Annotated in this window: 17 protein-coding genes; 12 read left to right on the forward strand and 5 right to left on the reverse strand. The window is 43.0% G+C overall.

The annotated features are described in order from the left end of the window. Positions 1–38 precede the first annotated feature (38 nt). Together ACZ5ZV_RS07570 and tnpA are read right to left on the reverse strand one after the other, a co-directional pair. Positions 39–857: an IS3 family transposase gene (locus ACZ5ZV_RS07570; RefSeq protein WP_464121378.1), complete on the reverse strand. Its 819-nt coding sequence runs from the start codon at positions 855–857 to the stop codon at positions 39–41. A 38-nt stretch (positions 858–895) separates the two neighbouring features. Then, the gene (gene tnpA / locus ACZ5ZV_RS07575; RefSeq protein WP_464119616.1) at positions 896–1,159 is read right to left on the reverse strand and encodes an IS66 family insertion sequence element accessory protein TnpA; all 264 of its coding nucleotides are present in this window, start codon (positions 1,157–1,159) and stop codon (positions 896–898) included. 303 nt (positions 1,160–1,462) lie between these two features. Here tnpA and ACZ5ZV_RS07580 point away from each other — a divergent pair, with 303 nt between their 5' ends. Genes ACZ5ZV_RS07580 through ACZ5ZV_RS07590 form a run of 3 tightly spaced genes read left to right on the forward strand, consistent with a single transcriptional unit; the run spans position 1,463 to position 4,344 of the window. Further along, the gene (locus ACZ5ZV_RS07580) at positions 1,463–2,368 is read left to right on the forward strand and encodes a glycosyltransferase family 2 protein (protein WP_464120811.1); all 906 of its coding nucleotides are present in this window, start codon (positions 1,463–1,465) and stop codon (positions 2,366–2,368) included. Next, positions 2,343–3,488, forward strand: coding sequence for a glycosyltransferase (locus ACZ5ZV_RS07585; RefSeq protein WP_464120812.1), 1,146 nt, complete (start codon positions 2,343–2,345; stop codon positions 3,486–3,488). Before ACZ5ZV_RS07580 ends, ACZ5ZV_RS07585 begins: the two co-directional genes overlap by 26 nt. Beyond that, a complete protein-coding gene (locus ACZ5ZV_RS07590) occupies positions 3,478–4,344 on the forward strand; it encodes a glycosyltransferase (RefSeq protein WP_464120813.1) in 867 nt (288 codons plus the stop codon). The genes ACZ5ZV_RS07585 and ACZ5ZV_RS07590 overlap by 11 nt, the downstream gene beginning before the upstream one ends. 68 nt (positions 4,345–4,412) lie before the next feature. On the opposite strand, the gene ACZ5ZV_RS07595 is transcribed toward ACZ5ZV_RS07590, so the two are convergent. From ACZ5ZV_RS07595 to cysD, 3 genes are read right to left on the reverse strand one after another with little or no spacing between them, the layout of a single operon-like run. Continuing rightward, a complete protein-coding gene (locus tag ACZ5ZV_RS07595; RefSeq protein WP_464120814.1) occupies positions 4,413–4,658 on the reverse strand; it encodes a hypothetical protein in 246 nt (81 codons plus the stop codon). Positions 4,659–4,682: 24 nt separating this feature from the next. Then, positions 4,683–6,545, reverse strand: coding sequence for a sulfate adenylyltransferase subunit CysN (gene cysN, locus ACZ5ZV_RS07600; protein WP_464120815.1), 1,863 nt, complete (start codon positions 6,543–6,545; stop codon positions 4,683–4,685). After that, the gene (gene cysD / locus ACZ5ZV_RS07605) at positions 6,545–8,002 is read right to left on the reverse strand and encodes a sulfate adenylyltransferase subunit CysD (protein ID WP_464120816.1); all 1,458 of its coding nucleotides are present in this window, start codon (positions 8,000–8,002) and stop codon (positions 6,545–6,547) included. The genes cysN and cysD overlap by 1 nt, the downstream gene beginning before the upstream one ends. Positions 8,003–8,072: 70 nt before the next feature. Here cysD and cysQ point away from each other — a divergent pair, with 70 nt between their 5' ends. From cysQ to ACZ5ZV_RS07650, 9 genes are all read left to right on the forward strand, one after another. Continuing rightward, positions 8,073–8,858 carry a 3'(2'),5'-bisphosphate nucleotidase CysQ gene (gene cysQ / locus ACZ5ZV_RS07610; protein WP_464120817.1) on the forward strand — a complete coding sequence of 262 codons (786 nt, stop codon included), beginning with the start codon at positions 8,073–8,075 and terminating at the stop codon, positions 8,856–8,858. Beyond that, a complete protein-coding gene (locus ACZ5ZV_RS07615) occupies positions 8,851–9,633 on the forward strand; it encodes a sulfite exporter TauE/SafE family protein (protein WP_464120818.1) in 783 nt (260 codons plus the stop codon). Before cysQ ends, ACZ5ZV_RS07615 begins: the two co-directional genes overlap by 8 nt. A 62-nt stretch (positions 9,634–9,695) precedes the next feature. Further along, a complete protein-coding gene (locus ACZ5ZV_RS07620; RefSeq protein WP_464120819.1) occupies positions 9,696–10,514 on the forward strand; it encodes an ABC transporter permease in 819 nt (272 codons plus the stop codon). After that, a complete protein-coding gene (locus tag ACZ5ZV_RS07625) occupies positions 10,504–11,850 on the forward strand; it encodes an ABC transporter ATP-binding protein (protein WP_464120820.1) in 1,347 nt (448 codons plus the stop codon). The genes ACZ5ZV_RS07620 and ACZ5ZV_RS07625 overlap by 11 nt, the downstream gene beginning before the upstream one ends. Positions 11,851–11,867: 17 nt before the next feature. Further along, positions 11,868–12,620 (forward strand): class I SAM-dependent methyltransferase, encoded by a 753-nt coding sequence (locus ACZ5ZV_RS07630; RefSeq protein WP_464120821.1) that lies wholly within the window; start codon positions 11,868–11,870, stop codon positions 12,618–12,620. Next, the gene (locus tag ACZ5ZV_RS07635; protein WP_464120822.1) at positions 12,620–13,708 is read left to right on the forward strand and encodes a DegT/DnrJ/EryC1/StrS family aminotransferase; all 1,089 of its coding nucleotides are present in this window, start codon (positions 12,620–12,622) and stop codon (positions 13,706–13,708) included. The genes ACZ5ZV_RS07630 and ACZ5ZV_RS07635 overlap by 1 nt, the downstream gene beginning before the upstream one ends. Beyond that, positions 13,705–14,607, forward strand: a complete 903-nt coding sequence (locus tag ACZ5ZV_RS07640; RefSeq protein ID WP_464120823.1) for a sulfotransferase family protein — start codon at positions 13,705–13,707, stop codon at positions 14,605–14,607. Before ACZ5ZV_RS07635 ends, ACZ5ZV_RS07640 begins: the two co-directional genes overlap by 4 nt. Positions 14,608–14,615: 8 nt before the next feature. Further along, positions 14,616–15,782, forward strand: coding sequence for a glycosyltransferase (locus ACZ5ZV_RS07645; RefSeq protein ID WP_464120824.1), 1,167 nt, complete (start codon positions 14,616–14,618; stop codon positions 15,780–15,782). A 36-nt stretch (positions 15,783–15,818) separates the two neighbouring features. Then, positions 15,819–16,826 carry a rhamnan synthesis F family protein gene (locus tag ACZ5ZV_RS07650; RefSeq protein ID WP_464120825.1) on the forward strand — a complete coding sequence of 336 codons (1,008 nt, stop codon included), beginning with the start codon at positions 15,819–15,821 and terminating at the stop codon, positions 16,824–16,826. Positions 16,827–16,842 lie beyond the last annotated feature (16 nt).

Below are 16,842 nucleotides of genomic sequence, written 5' to 3' on the forward strand. Positions count from 1 at the left end.
AACAAGATGCACGTTTGGACTGACCTTCCCCCTAAGACCTAGCCAGTTTTGAGTTCGCTATTTACCTGCTTTGTTGATCCTTTACTTTTTGCATACTCTGAAGGTGTAAGACCGTTAAGACTCGAATGCGGTCTGTAGGTCTCGTACTCCGTTTTCCACTTCTGCGTCAGAACCCTTGCCAAGTCCAAATTGTCGAATAGATTTCTATCCAAACATTCTGCTCTGAACTTGCCGTTCAAAGATTCAATATATCCGTTCTGCTGGGGTTTTCCTGGTTCAATAAAGTGCAATCGGACCCCATTTAACGTTGCCCACCGCTGCAGGCTCCTAGAGCGAAACTCAGGACCATTATCGACCACCAGCGTTTGTGGCTTTCGGCCAAACATTCTCAGGCGTTCTAACGTCGCTGCCACATCAACACCTTTAAAGCTACTTCGGACCACTAGGTCCGGCATCTCACGCGTACAGTGGTCAACCATCGTTAGGAACTTAAGTTGTTGATTGTTTGCTGCGCGATCATGGACAAAGTCCATCGACCACACTGAATCTGCCTCCTCGGCCTGCGGGAGTGCCAGTCGTAAGTGACGAAGTTTTTTACGCTTCTTTTTTATCCGCAATGATAGTTTTTCCTCTCTGTAAATCCGCTCAGTTCTCTTTTTGTTGATCGGGGCCTCATTCTCCCTGCGGACCAGGTAGTGCAGCATTGGATGACCGTAAGCGGGATGCTGGGCCGCTAGCTCCTTCATGCGCACTCGAAGATCCGCATTGCGATCAGGCTTCTGCTGATACCACCAGGTGTATCGATTGATTTCAAATATCTTGCAGGCCCGCCGTGCCGTAATTCCATGGCTCTCAATCGCTGCGCGCGCAAGAACCTTTCGCTCAGAGGGCCTTCCTACTTTTTTCCCAGAGCCTCTTTCAGAATCAAGTTGTCCAAGGACAGATTTGCAATAAGCTTCTTCATTCGGGCATTTTCTAGTTCAAGCTCCTTGAGGCGTTTGGCCTCGGTCGTGCTCATAGAGCCGTACTTCTTTTGCCACTTATAGAACGTTGCATCTGACACCTTGTGCTGGCGGCAAAGATCTTCCACTGACTTCCCCGCATTTCTCTGACCCAAGATTTCAATAATCTGCTCTTCTGTGAACTTACTCTTTTTCATCGAAAAACCTTCTTCTGCCCGTTTTTTGGGCGTTTATATCAGGCTTTTACGAACTTTCAAGTGGCTTGGTTTATTGGGGGAAGGTCAGGACCTCTAGAGTATTTAAATGGCATAGTCATAATTTTGTCTCTAAAAAGCATTAATTGTTTAAACGATATATGCGTCGCATTATAGAATGCGTGTATGAACATGGTACATTAAGCTTTCGCAGTGAATATATTCGAGTCCGCGATACTTATACTTAACTGGAAGCAGCCGCAGGAGACCTTGCGTTGTCTTGAAGGCCTGATATCGGACTGTGAATTGGCGCATTTGGTGGTAGTAGTTGATAATGGTTCCGATGACGGATCGTTTGAGTTTTTAGCACAAGCTTTAGATCGCTTTCCTAAACTAGAAGAGAGCACCGCCTTCGGCAAAAATGGCGGGATCATCAGTCGCTCTTATTGTCTTCAAAATAAGTCAGTCGTCGTCCTGGCGGGGCTCTCTGAGAACTCAGGCTTTGCTGGCGGGATGAATCGAGCGATAGAAATTGCATCGCATTTTAATGTGAGTTCATACTTTCTACTGAATAACGATGCAGAAATATCTATTCAGGGTATTCGAGAGCTAAAGCATATTTCTATCGCGAATGATGATGCTTTGGTTGGTCCTATTGTTAAAAGCTTTGAAAATAGAGAGCAGACTCTTTTTGCCGGTAAGCGCTGGCCTCAGATTTTATATGGCTTTGATATGTTACCTATTAATTTTAAGAGGGATATCTGGGACACAGGTTACATTGAGGGCAGTGCTTTGTTCTTGCCAGGCGAATTTGTACGAAGCATGTTGGCAAAAAATGGATATGTTTTTGATGAGAGATATTTTCTTTACTGCGAGGATGTCGATCTTTGCCTGAATGCTAAGAGGTTGGGGCACAAGTGCCTTGTAACTTCAAGGGTAACGGCTTTTCACAAGGTTTCTGCAAGTTCGGGTGGATTAGGCAGCCCTACTGCGTACTATTACATCACTAGAAACCGTATATTGTTGGCGAAAAAGTGGTTCCCTCTGATAGGTTACTATTTATTTTGTATATACCATGTTTTAACCAGAGCTGTGATTGCTGGAAAAAGAGCAATCCGTGGGAATAGTGGATATAAGATAAACAAAATTGTTTTTAAGGCCATTTTTGATGGAGTTCTCGGGCGCTATGGAAGAACAGAAGAATCATACTGATGCAAGAAGCGTCGGACGTAAGGCGATTTTATTTATCTGCGGCAGAGATCCTCAGTGCATGAGTTTTCAGGACGGTGGTGCTGTCGTAACACGAAGTAACTACGAGATATTGTCTGCATTGGCTGATGTGGAAACGTTTTCTGTTAGGCCGAAAGAGGTGAGTCCCTTTGAAAAAGTGCTAAGAATCTTTTTCGGAATGTTGCGGTTTGCAGGCTCTATGTATCCGTGGACAGAGCGACGAGTTAAAAAACTGCTTGCACAGAAGCAATACGAAATGGTCTTTATTGATCATTCGCTTTATGGTCGACTTGCACGCACAATTCGAAAGAAAAGTCCTAAGACTGCAGTTTTCACACATTTTCATAACATAGAGTCTGTTTATCAGATGACAAGCGTCCAGGCGCCATGGGTGGTCAGGCGTATTTTGGCTTATGCAGCGAAGTATAACGAGATGGAAGCTGTGAAGCATTCCAATAGGCTAATTTGTCTTACGGAGACAGACAGCCAGATTTTAAACCAACATTTTAGGCGAAGGGCCGACCATATAGTCCCTATTAGTCTTAGCACTGTGGACGTTTCAGGCAGTTATCCTAATGTACCCATTAGTGAACCGTATCTTCTGTTTTGCGGATCGAAGTTTGGTCCAAATCTGCAAGGTATTAAGTGGTTTGTTGAGAAGGTTATGCCTGCACTATCTTATCGACTGGTTATTGTTGGACAGGGCATGGATCAAGTGGAATTTCCCAGAGCTGAAAAAGTTGATATTTTTGGTTCGGTTGAGGATCTAAGTCCCTTTTATGTAAATGCGACCGCAGTTGTTAGTCCGATTTTCGTGCAAGGTGGAATGAAAACCAAGGTTCTCGATGCGATGAGGTTTGGCAAACGGATTTTGGCGACTCCAGAGTCTCTTGTTGGTATCGAATGGAAAGGCGTAGAGGGTATATATTGCTGTGATAGTGCGGATGCATTTGTCCAGGCAATATCAGGTTTAGAGAAGAGTATAAATGGCACTTTTTACGAGAGTGTGCAGAGCCTTTTTCAGAACAAATACTCTTACCAGGTGAAAAAAGATTTTTATCAGAATCATCTTTTGAGTCGGGTGTTTGCAAATGTCGAATAACTTTCATAAGGCTTCCAGCTCTGAGAAGTTTGGTGCGGTTATCACAAGTTATAATCCACCGGATGATTTCTACACGAATGTTGCCGCTATTTGTCGGCAGGCTGGCATAGTCTTTGTTGTGGACAATGCTTCTGATTCTGCTCATTCGGAAAAGTTCCTTAAGTTGACACAAGATTTTTCTAATTTGAAGATTATTTATAATGAATCCAACTTGGGTGTTGCCACAGCATTAAATCAGGGCGTGCGCAAAGTTTTAGATTACCCTATTGAGTGGATCGCGACCTTTGATCATGACACCTTGATCCCAGATAATTTTTTTATTGATTTGGTAAGAGCTGCTGATGCTTATGCTGATTTCGAGAAAGTAATGTTGCTTGCGCCAAGGGACCATGGTGCTCGTGGAGAGAAGGGGCCAGCTGAAGAGGGGCTGGTTGCTATTACATCTGGAACGCTTCATAGAAAAGATGTGTTTTCAAAAGTCGGATTTTTTTTAGATGAACTCTTTATCGACTGTATTGATCAGGAGTATTGTTTTAGAGTCAAAAAGTCGGGCTATAAGCTGCTAGTTGTAAATTCTGTTAAGACGGATCATAGGCTCGGAGCCCCCGTAGCTGTTAGGCTTGGGCCATTTGTGTTTTGGCCGATGAATTATTCTCCCACGAGGTATTTTTATATCTTTAGGAACTCCATATGGTTGACGAAGAGCTACTTTTGGATGGCGCCGCAGTGGTTCCTCGGTCATTGGTGGGTGCTGTCGAAGATTTTTATAAAAATCCTGATTGGCGAGTCTGCGAAGCATACAAAACTTCGAGAAATTTTTAGGGCATTTGGTAAAAGCCTAAAGATCGGATATTAAGAGCGAAGATAGTGCAAGAGAGGGATCTCGGTGAGATCCCTCGTTCACTGATTCTGTTTATCTTTGTTTTAAATAGCCGCAGAGTGTCTTTGGACTAAGCATTTCTTTTCACTCCAGACAACCTCACCCTCACATGAAATATGCCATTTGAGAAGGCCCGGTTGGACTTCATCTTTAGTTGTCCAGCAGGGGACGTCTACTTGAATTGATTCAGCTAAGTGCTCAACGCCATCAATTAAAACTCTCCAAGCAGGAAGAGAAGCATCGGTTTTATCTTTTTCTGTGTTATAGCGGATTTTGATATTTTTATTCATATATACTCCGTTGCGAGCACCGTTTTAGAGGTGCTCAGAAATAACTTTTAGGATGGAATTTATATCTAGGTTGTTCTCGGTGTTAATTATCAATTGAGGATGTTCTGGGGCTTCATAAGGGCTGTCTATTCCCGTCATATTGGGCAGTTGTCCGGAGCGGGCTTTTTTATATAAACCTTTGGGATCACGTTGTTCGCAGGTGCTAAGAGGAGTATTCACATAAACCTCGATAAAGTTTTCTTCGCCAATGAGGTCGCGAGCCATTTCCCTCTCTGCGCGGAATGGACTGATGAAGGCAGTCATTACAACTAGTCCCGCATCCATCATCAGTTTTGCAACCTCTGCTACTCGCCGAATATTTTCAACTCGGTCCGCATCAGTAAAGCCGAGATCCTTATTGAGGCCCTGGCGTATGTTGTCGCCATCTAAAATATATGTACGCCGCCCTTGGAGATGAAGCTCTTTTTCAAGGGCGTTAGCGAGTGTGGATTTTCCGGAGCCAGATAGCCCGGTAAACCAGATGACTTTTCCTTTGTGTCCGTTAAGTCGTTCGCGATCCAATTTTTTAATACTTAGCGGCTGATGGTGAACATTCTGTGCGCGTCTCAATGTGTGATTAATGATGCCTGCAGCTACGGTGGCCTGGTTGAATCGATCCACAAGAATAAAGCTACCGAGTGCTTTATTGTCTTTGTATGTGTCAAAACCAATGGGTTTGCTCAAAGCTAGGTTACAAACAGAAATATCATTAAGACCGAGGGTTTTACATGCCTGGGCGGCTCCAGTTTGGATATCAATGCGGTGTTTGATTGCTGTTATTGAAGCGCTTGTCCACTGCGTAGCAAGCTTAAGATCATAAGTTCGGCCAGTGAGGCCCGTCTGTTCGTGCATCCAGATAAGGGTTGCTTCAAACTGATCAGTCATTTCGATCGGTGAATCCGCTTTTGTTAGAATGTCCCCTCTGGAAATGTCGATTTCTTTATTTAGTACAACTGTTACGGCTTGGCCATGGTTTGCTTGGGGGATATCGCCATCTGCAGTTACAATGCGGATTACCTCGGCGACTTGTCCGGAGGCTGCAACTCGAAGCTTGTCCCCGGTAGCTAGCTGGCCAGATGCAATGGTTCCACTGAATCCTCTAAAGTCTGCGTTGGGTCTGTTGACCCATTGAACGGGAAAGCTCAGGTGTTGGCTTTGCGTCTGATTGATTTTAACTGTCTCCAGATAGCCCATCAAAGTGGGGCCGCTGTACCAAGATGTCTGGCTGGAGCGGGTGGTAATGTTATCACCCTTCAGTGCTGATAGGGGAATTGCCGTTATGCCATCAAAACCCAATTCTTTTGCGAATTCAAGAAATTGACCTTCGATTGAGTCATAAACCTGTCGATCATAATGACGTAAGTCCATCTTGTTGATCGCTAAAACAATCTGCCGAATTCCCATAAGGGAGGCAATGCGAGCGTGTCGCCGTGTTTGGTTTTGCAGCCCAAGGGTTGCGTCGATAAGTATGATAGCAACATCAGCAGTCGAGGCGCCAGTAATCATGTTACGTGTGTATTGCTCATGCCCAGGAGTATCTGCGACAATGAACTTGCGCTTAGGGGTTGAGAAGAATCGGTACGCAACGTCAATCGTGATTCCTTGTTCTCTTTCGGCGGTAAGGCCGTCGACCAAAAGGGCAAAATCAATCTCGGCTCCTTGTGTTCCATGTCGTTTTGAGTCGGATTCTAGCGCAGCAAGCTGATCATCAAAAATCTGTTTTGATTCCCACAAGAGTCTTCCTATGAGGGTGCTTTTGCCATCGTCGACGCTTCCGCATGTTATAAATCGCAGCAGATCTTGTTTGCTTTGCTGGGTAAGCCAGTCGTTAAGAGTCATAGTTTCCATTAAAAGTAACCCTCTTGTTTTTTCTTTTCCATGGAGCCTGCGCTATCAGTGTCGATCTTTCGTCCCTGTCTTTCGGACTGTCGTGCCTGAATTATTTCCAGCAGTATGTCTTCGATGGTTTCTGCGCTGGACTCTACAGCTCCGGTCAGTGGGTAGCAGCCCAAGGTTCTAAAACGAATTTTGCGAAGTTCAATATCTTCATTGGGATTAAGTCTGCAGCGATCATCATCAACAAGCATGATCATTTCCGGGCGAACTACCACGGGACGCAGTTTGGAGAAGTACAGTGGAACGACCGGGATGTTTTCTTGGTAAATATATTGCCAGATATCTAGCTCTGTCCAATTTGAAAGAGGAAAAACGCGGATACTTTCTCCTGGGCCTTTTCGAGTATTGTATAGATTCCACAATTCAGGGCGTTGGTTTTTTGGATCCCAGCGGTGTGTTGCAGTTCGAAATGAGAAAACCCGCTCCTTAGCGCGTGATTTTTCCTCGTCGCGACGGGCGCCTCCAAAAACGACATCAAATTTATAGTAATCAAGGGCTTGTTTTAGCCCCGCCGTTTTTGTGATGTCAGTGTGTAGAGATGATCCATGGTCATAGGGATTGATGTTTTTTTCGATGGCGTCCGGATTGGTGTATACCAGCAAATCCATCCCGCTCTCGCGGGCCATAAAATCGCGGAACGCATACATTTCTTGGAATTTCCATCGAGTGTCGACGTGAAGCAGGGGGAATGGCGGTTTGGACGGATAAAAGGCTTTTCGTGCTAAGTGGAGCATGACGCCGCTATCTTTGCCGATGGAGTATAGCATTGCGGGATTCTGCGCTTCAGCAATAGCCTCACGAATAATATGAATGCTCTCGGCTTCGAGCTTCTTGAGGTGTTGTGAGAGTGTGGATTCTCGTGTTCCTAAAGTGTTGATGCGAAGCTCTTTTGGCAAAGGAGTCGGGTAAATCTGTGGATAGACTTGGGTAAGTGATGTATTTGGTAGGTATCGGCTTAGCGAGGTGAGTTCTCCATGTGGGAAAATTGCAAGGGGTTTGTCGATATGGTGTTGTAGCGCCGTAAGCGCCTCATTAAGGCACTCAAGCGATGCTTCCTTGATGGGAACCCAGAATCGCGCCCCTCTGGCGTCATTTGCGTGAAGGCATGGGCAGCCTGTGGGAAGCGAGTGAAGTTGGGCAAACAAAACCCTGCGTCGCTGCTTTCGTGCCTGCTCTAGAGCCCATTTTAAAATTAGCTTATAAGCTGGATGCTGATATTCGTCTTGCAGAGTATCTTCCGTCAGTGAAGGCGGCAGAATTTCTAACTTATGGAGTCTTCGCTCTGTTGTGCGCTTTGAGTCGGATTCGCCTAAGCTCTCGAGATGCGTATGAGCAAGTTCGGTGTCCCATACTTTTCCGGCATCGAGACCATATAGTGTATTATCTTTGTTTGTCGCAATATGCTGCATTTTATTTTTTCCAATGACGAATTGGTGTTTTGTAGTGTTTATTTAATTTCAAAACGTAGGAAGTGTCAAAATGCGACATATTGAGCTAAAAAATATCGCTATGCGGCTACTGCCTCTGGCCGTGCGGACTGGGGGCAAGATTCTTGAAATATATAGTGAAGATGAAATCTCTGGTCAGCGTAAGTTAGATGGTAGCCCGGTGACAGAGGCTGATCTTATTGCGCATCGCGCGCTAAAAGAGGGGCTTCAGGATGTATTGCCTGGTTGCCCCTTAGCGTCGGAGGAGGATGATCGCTCGTGGGCGGAAATCCAGAATAAAGATTTGTTTTGGTTGATCGATCCTTTGGATGGGACGAAAGAGTTTTTGAGTCGTAGCGGAGAGTTTACGCTTAATATCGCTCTTATTGAGAATGGGCGGCCTTGCTTGGGGGTGGTGTATGCCCCGGCTTTGAGTGAGCTGTATTGGGGAGGTCCAGAGTTAGGCGCATTCTTCGGAAAAGATGTAATGAGCATGAAGTCGATATCTGTGATGGCTGGAGATGGTGGGGTTTGCCGCGTTGTCGCAAGCAGGAGTCATCTAAATGCTGAAACAAAAGCATATATAGATAGTTTAGGCCCTGTGGAGCTTATTCAGGCGGGAAGTTCGCTAAAGATCTGTCGGATCGCCCAAGGGAAGGCGGATATATATCCGCGTCTTTCGCCAACGAGCGAATGGGACACGGCTGCTGCGCAGGCTGTGCTCGAGGGGGCCGGCGGTGTCGTGGTGGATTTGGCCGGGCGCCCTTTGAGCTATGGGAAAGAGAGTGTTCTGAATCCTCACTTTGTAGCTATGCGTAAAGGTTTTTTGAATGTTTGATGTTTCGTATTCAGTCGCGGGAGCCCTTACGGGATTTGTTGTGGGATTGACAGGAGTAGGTGGAGGAGCGCTTATGACGCCGATCCTATTGTTGGTTTTTGGCGTATCGCCAGTAACTGCCATCGCAACGGATTTGTGGTTCGCGGTGATAACAAAAGTAGTTGGTGTTCGAATTCACTATCGAAACCGAGAAAATATTGATTGGCAAGTGGCCAAAAGATTGTGGATGGGAAGTCTTCCTGTAGCAATCGCAATAGCAATTCTTGTAAGTTATGGCGGAAAAATTGCTCGGATGGATTGGTTGGCCCAGGCTATTGGGGCGGCCATTCTCATTACGGCATTAGGGCTTTGGTTTTCGCCTCTCTTGATGTCCTTTGGAAGCAACTTTAGATTGCGTGAGCCGGAGCAATTTAAAAAGTTACAGCCAGGTTTGACGGTTGTTGCGGGGGGCGTGCTTGGGCTTCTTGTGGCACTAACTTCAGTGGGTGCTGGCGCGCTGGGAAGTGTTGCTCTAATGTATCTGTACCCCTTAAGAATGAACCCACATCGTTTGGTCGCTACAGATCTTGTACATGCGATTCCATTAGCGATGGTCGCGGGGGCGGGGTACCTTTTTGCGGGAATGGTTGATGGAAAAATGCTCTTTGCCTTATTGGTGGGTTCATTGCCTGCGGTCATCTTAGGAAGTCTCCTGGCGTCAAAGTTGTCCAGTGTTTGGTTGAAGAGGTCTTTAGCTGCCGTGTTACTGTTGGTGGGCGTAAAAGTTCTTCTGTAGGATGTGATTTCCGTATCGTTGGAAAAGATTGACAATGAATATCGCAAAGTTATCTTTGTTGGATGCAAAATTTCTCAGTCAGTCCACGGGTTTTGATTGCCAGCTTGTGGAAAAATCGTGAATTAATTCGGGCATCTGTAAAAAGAGAAATTCTGGGGCGGTATCGAGGTTCCGTTTTAGGGCTGCTATGGTCTTTCTTCAATCCCCTTTTTATGTTGGCTGTATATACCTTCGTATTTAGTGAAGTCTTTAATGCTCGCTGGGGTGGGGGTAGTGAGTCTAAGGCCGAGTTTGCATTGGTCTTATTTTCGGGACTGATAGTATTTAATTTTTTTGCAGAGTGCATTGCTCGGGCGCCCAATTTGGTTTTGAGTAATCCAAATTACGTAAAGAAGGTTATTTACCCGTTAGAAGTACTGCCGATTGTGGGAATACTTTCGTCATTCTATCATTTTATAATTAGTTTATGTGTTTGGTTTGTGGGGTATGTGCTTTTTGTTGGGATTCCTCATTTAACGGTGTTTCTGCTGCCACTGGTATTATTGCCACTTGTTTTACTAATCATGGGTTTAAGTTGGGTTCTTTCTTCCTTGGGGGTATTTCTTAGGGATGTCGGTCAAATTATTGGGGTTGTCATTACGGTTCTAATGTTTTTGAGTCCTATTTTTTATCCTGCGTCGGCGATGCCTGAGAAGGCTAAGATATTTTTATATTTTAATCCGTTGATATTGGTCATTGAAGGTACTCGGGATGTTTTATATTGGGGCAAGGTTCCGAATATGTGGCCTTTGGTCGCTTATACACTTTTGGCCGGAGTAGTGGCTTGGGCGGGTTTTGCTTGGTTTCAGAAAACGAGGAAGGGGTTTGCGGATGTCCTCTGAGGATGTGGCAATTAAAGTCCAAGGTCTTAGCAAGTGTTTTGAGATATATGAAACCCCGCGGGATCGTCTTAAGCAGTTTTTGCTTCCACGACTTCGACGTGTTTTTGGCAGAAGTCCTCGTCAGTACTATCGTGAGTTCTGGGCATTGAAGGACGTTTCTTTCGAGGTAAAGAAAGGTGAAACCGTTGGGATTGTGGGAAGAAACGGATCTGGCAAATCAACATTATTGCAGTTGATTTGTGGAACGCTCAGTCCTACTGGCGGTAGTGTTCAAACTAATGGGCGCATCGCAGCCTTGTTGGAGCTGGGTTCTGGATTTAATCCTGAGTTTACGGGGCGGGAGAATGTTTTTTTAAGCTGTGCCTTATTGGGTTTAAGTCGAGATGAAGTTAATGAGAAATTTGATGAGATAGTTTCTTTTGCCGATATCGGTGACTTTATAGATCAACCAGTGAAAACATATTCTAGTGGGATGTATGTTCGCTTGGCCTTTGCTGTAAATATAGTTTCCCAGCCTGATATTATGATTGTTGATGAGGCACTGGCAGTTGGCGACATGGCTTTTCAGGCAAAGTGTATGACAGCTCTTACTCGAATCCAGGAAAAGGGAGCAACAGTCCTTTTTGTAAGTCATGATATTGGAAGTATAAAAAGCTTATGTTCGCGGGCGCTCTATCTTGAGTGTGGAGAAGTAAAAGGTTTTTCAAAAGCTTCAGATATTGCCGAGCTCTATATACGAGTAATGCGAGAGGAGATGAACCACCAGAATGCAATGCTAGCTGAACCTAATGGTAATGCAATAATGAAGCCAAGGGAATGTGAAGGTTCTAAAAATACGTTGGTAGAGTTTAAAAGATCAGTAGAGTTCGAGCGAAGGGTTGCCCTTTTTCGATATGGCACCGGGAGCGCGAAAATCACCTTTGTGGAGATGCTTGATACCGATGGGCAGCCAGTTGTAGCAGCAGATTTCAATCAGGAGGTTCAGATAAAAATTTACTTCGAGTCTTTCTGCGATACTCAGATATCGGCCAACTACTACATTCAAGACGATAAAAAAAATCTTATATTAGGCGCGGGAATGAGGCTCATCGGTGAGAAGCTGCTGCATTGTGAACCTAATGGAAATTACATCGTTACGTATAAAACAACTTTGCCTTTGCATGAAGGCACCCATAGTATTCAAGTTCAGTTGACTACGCCGGTTGTAGTGGATCAAACAGCAGAGTTTTTAGATGTAGTAGATGATGCAATTGTTTTCAAAATGAACAGACGTGCAGCGGCACGGATTTGGACAAGAGCATATGTTCATAACTCGATTCAGGTGCAAATATTATGACTAGCTTGAGTTCTAAATTGAAAGAATTAATTGAATCTCTCTTTGTCAGAACCTACGGCCCATTATGTCAGTCGAAGAATAAAGGTCTTAATCCTTTGCCCGACTTTTATAGACAAAATGCAGAAAAGTTTGGATATGTACACTATGGCAAAGGCGAGATGACTGCTCTTGAAACCTATTCGTGCAAGCAGTGTGGGGCCTCAGATCGAGAGAGGCTTTATGCATATTGGCTGCGAGCAAAACAGAGCCAAGATGGAGATTGCAGTAGGAAGGCACTTATTCATTTTGCACCTGAAGCTGGGTTGTCTACTTTCTTAAAGAAGACAGCTTTGTACGGAAGATATGAAACAGCTGACTTGATGATGGAAGACGTCTCTCATCGAGTAGATTTGATGAAGTTGCCTTTTGGCGAAAATAGTTACGATTTTTTTATATGCAGCCATGTTTTGGAACATGTTGATGATGATGCAGCAGCAATCCAAGAGTTGTACCGAATTACTAAAGTTGGCGGAGGGGGAATACTTATGGCGCCAATTATAACCGATTTACCTCGTACTATTGAAGATCCGACGGTTAAGGATGAGGAGGAGCGGTGGAGACGCTTTGGTCAGAATGATCATGTTCGTCTTTACAATCGTTTTGGCTATCTTGAGCGAATTAGAGCGCAAGGGTTTAGGGTCGAACTTTTGGGTAAGGATTTTTTTGGAAGGAAGCTATTTAACAAGTTAGGTTTAAAGGCTTCAAGTGTCCTTTATGTGGTGTATAAATAATGATTCCAGTTACTAAAACATTTCTTCCGGAAATTGATGTTTACGTTAGGTATTTGCAAGATATTTGGCATTCAGGGCAATTGACCAACAATGGTGCGATGACCAAAGAACTCGAAGAGCGGCTTTTGAAGAAATTAGGAGTGCCGCACCTTCAGCTTGTGGGAAATGGAACTCTGGCGCTGCAAGTGGCTATCAAGGCATTAAGTCTTGAAGGGGAAGTCATAACAACCCCGTATAGCTACGTGGCGACTACAAACTCTATTTTGTGGGAAGGGCTTACTCCAATTTTTGTCGATATTAACCCGAATTCTTTTTGTATCGATCCTAATTTAATTGAAGAAGCAATTACTGAAAAGACCTCAGCAATTTTGGCAACCCATGTCTATGGATATCCATGTGATGTGGAGCGTATCCAACAAATAGCGGAGAAGTATAACTTAAAAGTTATTTACGATGCTGCTCATGCTTTTGGTGTTCGATTAAATGGTAACTCAATTCTTAACTATGGTGATTGTAGCACACTAAGTTTTCATGCGACAAAGCTGTTTCATACAGGCGAAGGTGGCGCCATTGTTTCCCAAAATCCAGACATTGCCGAGCGGCTATTTTTAATGAGTAAGTTTGGTCATATCGGAGAAGATAATTATATTGACCTGGGCATTAATGCAAAAATATCCGAGTTGCATGCGTCTATGGGGTTGTCTGTTCTGCCGCATGTAGACGCAATCATTGCGAGCCGTCGAGCATGTTCAGAGTGGTATGATGAATGTTTGGAAGGTCTGAATATACAAAGACCGAAAGCTTCAGAAGGATTGGAGTATAACTATGCTTATTATCCCGTTGTTTTTGAGTCTAACGACGCAATGATGGCAGTGCGAGCAGCCTTGCAGAGTAAAGATATTTTTGCAAGGCGCTATTTTTATCCATCTCTTAATACCCTAAATTTTTTGTTGAATGGGAAAAGCAAGTCTTGTCCAGTGTCGGAAGGAATTGCTATGCGTGTATTGTCGTTGCCACTATTTGTTGGACTAACATACGAGTGCGTCGTGGAAATTTCTGAGATTTTGAGAAGGGTGCTCAAGAAATGATAGATAAGATGATCTCACCTATATTTATTTTGGGGAATCCCAGGTCAGGTACTACTTTGTTGAGGTTGCTTTTAACATCTCATAGAGATGTTGTAGTTCCGCCGGAAGCCGGTTTTTTAGTTTGGCTAAGCAATAAATATGGAGATTGGAACTCTTTTGATAGTAATAGTTCCTCTGCTGTTCTTAGTTATGTTAACGACCTATTCGGAACGAAAAAATTTGAGACCTGGGGGCTCAATAAGAGCGACGTTATTACCCAAATTGCAAAGAATAAGCCTTCTTCTTATTCTGAGTTGTCGAGTTGTATATATCATTCGTATGCTAAAAAAATAGCTAAAGAGGTCCTCTATTGGGGAGATAAGAATAATTTTTATTTAAATCACATTGAAGAATTAAACAGACTGTATCCGGGCGCTAAATACATACATATTGTTCGTGATGGTAGAGATGTTGCTTGTTCGTATCTTGATATGGGGCGACGCACTTATAAAAGTCAGTATGCTCCTCAGTTGCCGCAAAAGATAGAAGAGATAGCAAGTCAGTGGCGAAATAATGTATTGAAGATTGAACGAGATCTGAAAAAATGTAGTTCAGTTTTTTTGACGATTAGGTATGAGGATCTAGTTAATAAAACTGACGAAGAGTTGCACAATATATGTGACTTCTTAGGAATTGAATTTCAGAATGAGATGGCATCCTTTTATTTAGCCAATAGGTCGCAGAAGTTAGAGCCTGTGGAGACCTTGGAGTGGAAGCAGAAGACCTTAATGCCTATTGAACGTAGCAGTGTTGGAAGGTATTTGGATATCTTGAGTAAAGAGGATGTACTTCGCTTTGAAGAAGTTGCTAGAGATGCTTTAGATATATTTCAGTATAAAAATTGTCCACCGATAGCTTGAGGTGACTGGTGTTTAGCATATCTGTGATTCTAACTTCGTTTAATCATGCGGACTTTTTAAGTGAAGCCATTGAAAGTACCCTGAACCAGACCTATAAAGATTTTGAATTGATTATTTGGGATGATGCTTCCACAGATAACTCCTGGGATATTATCAGCAGGTATCAAGATCCACGAATTAGAGCATTTAGAAACAGCGAGCAAATGCGTGGAATACATAATATCAACAAGGCAATTTTAGAGGTCGCACAAGGTGATTTTATTGCAATTCACCACTCTGATGATATTTGGGAGTTGGATAAATTAGAAAAACAAATTGATTTTTTACGGGCAAATCCTGATGTCGGAGCCGTGTTCACGAACGCGTTCATTATCAATGAAGATGGCGGCGAATTTCAAGACAAAGAACACTTTTACTATAGCATTTTTAACCAAGAAAATAGGACGCGACATCAGTGGTTACGTCGTTTTTTTGATATAGGAAATGCTCTCTGTCACCCTAGCGTGATGATCCGGAAGCAGTGTTATAGCGACTGTGGCTTGTATCGTTATGGCTTAGGGCAGTTGGGTGATTTTGACATGTGGATTCGTTTGTGTCTCCAATACGAAATACACATACTTCCCGAAAAGCTAATTAGATTCAGAATTCAAAATAACGAGGCCAATACTAGCGGAAATCGACCTGATTCGCGCTCTAGAACATGCTTTGAGACATATTTGTTGCTGTTTAATTTTCTTGGATTTAAAAAAGTCGAAGATCTGTTGAAGGTGTTTCCAGAGGCAAGCAAGTATCTTGAAGAAAGCGGAGGAAATATGAAGTATTCGTTGGCGAGAGCGATACTTGATATGTCTCCCCAGCATTATAGTACGCAGTTTGCACTGCATGTTCTTTTTGATTGCATTAATGAACCAGATTCAAATGTTAGAGATTTCTTTAAATCAAGGGATTATGTAAAAATGACTGGGGTTCTTGATCCGATGAGAGTAAGGGAAATAGAGCAACTTCGTCAGACAAATGATATTAATACAATGATGGAATTCAATTTTAGAAATTTACAGATGGAAAATGAACGCCTGTCTATTGAGCTTTCAAATATTAAGATGTCGTTCTTTTGGAAAATATTGAGTCCTTTTAGGAAGATAAAGAAGAGAGTTTCTTTATTATTCAGACGTTAATCATTGAGATAGATATTCCTTTAATTTAAATTATTCATGATGAAAAACATATTTAGAAAATTATTCTATGCTTTTATTCCCAGAGTGTTGCAACCGAAGGTTCGCGCATGGGTTACTCAGGTTCTGAGATTCATTTCGGATTTTGGTCGTGCGCAAAGAGTTCCTAAGAGAGGGCATAGTTTTTATCCAGAAATGATGCTGGAGAAAGTCCCTGAAAATGTAAAAAGAATTGCAATTATGGCGGTGTTTCAGCCAACAATTGGTAAAGTGCCTAGATATCTAATTTCATATATTAATGAAATTAAGTCGAACGGCTTTTATGTCATTGTTATAAATCCTGTTTTTAGTGGTAAATCTCAGAAAGTAATTCAAGAGTTTCTTGGCTGCGATATGTTTTTAGAGCGGGAAAACTTGGGGTCCGATTTTGGATCGTGGGTAGATTTTGCGCATATTCACCAACAATGGGGATATGAATTCTCTAGATATGAAGAAGTTATAATTTTTAATGACAGTATTATCGGACCATTTTCAAGTATGGATAATATATTTTCTGCACTTAGGGGCCGTGAGTTAGATATGATAGGTCTGACGGACTCGTACCAAAGTGGATATCATCTTCAATCCTTTTTCCTGTTTTTTAAGAACGATGCTCTTAAGAGCGGATTTTTAGATAAGTTTTTATTATGTCCTGTGTATTATCGCTGTCGAGATGCTCTTATACGTAATATGGAAATTGGGTTTTCAAACTTGGCAAGAGAAATGGGTTTGAAAATAAATGCCGTTACTAGTTATCTTGATTTAGAGACCAATTTAGTAGATATAAAGCATCGGCGTGCTTTGGCAGTTAAGTGGGGATATAGTTTTTTATTTTTGCCACATAACCCCACGCATATATTTTCTAAACCGTTGTTTCAGAGCGGATATTTTCCCTTTGTTAAAAAAGATCTAGTTGAAAATAATCCTCTTAAAATAGAGTTTGCAACTGAAATCCGTGAGTCAGTGGAGTTTAAAAAACTTATGACTCCAGTATGTATTGATAATTGATTAAAGTTTTAATTTT

The sequence above is a fragment of the Bdellovibrio sp. HAGR004 genome (genome assembly GCF_055397015.1).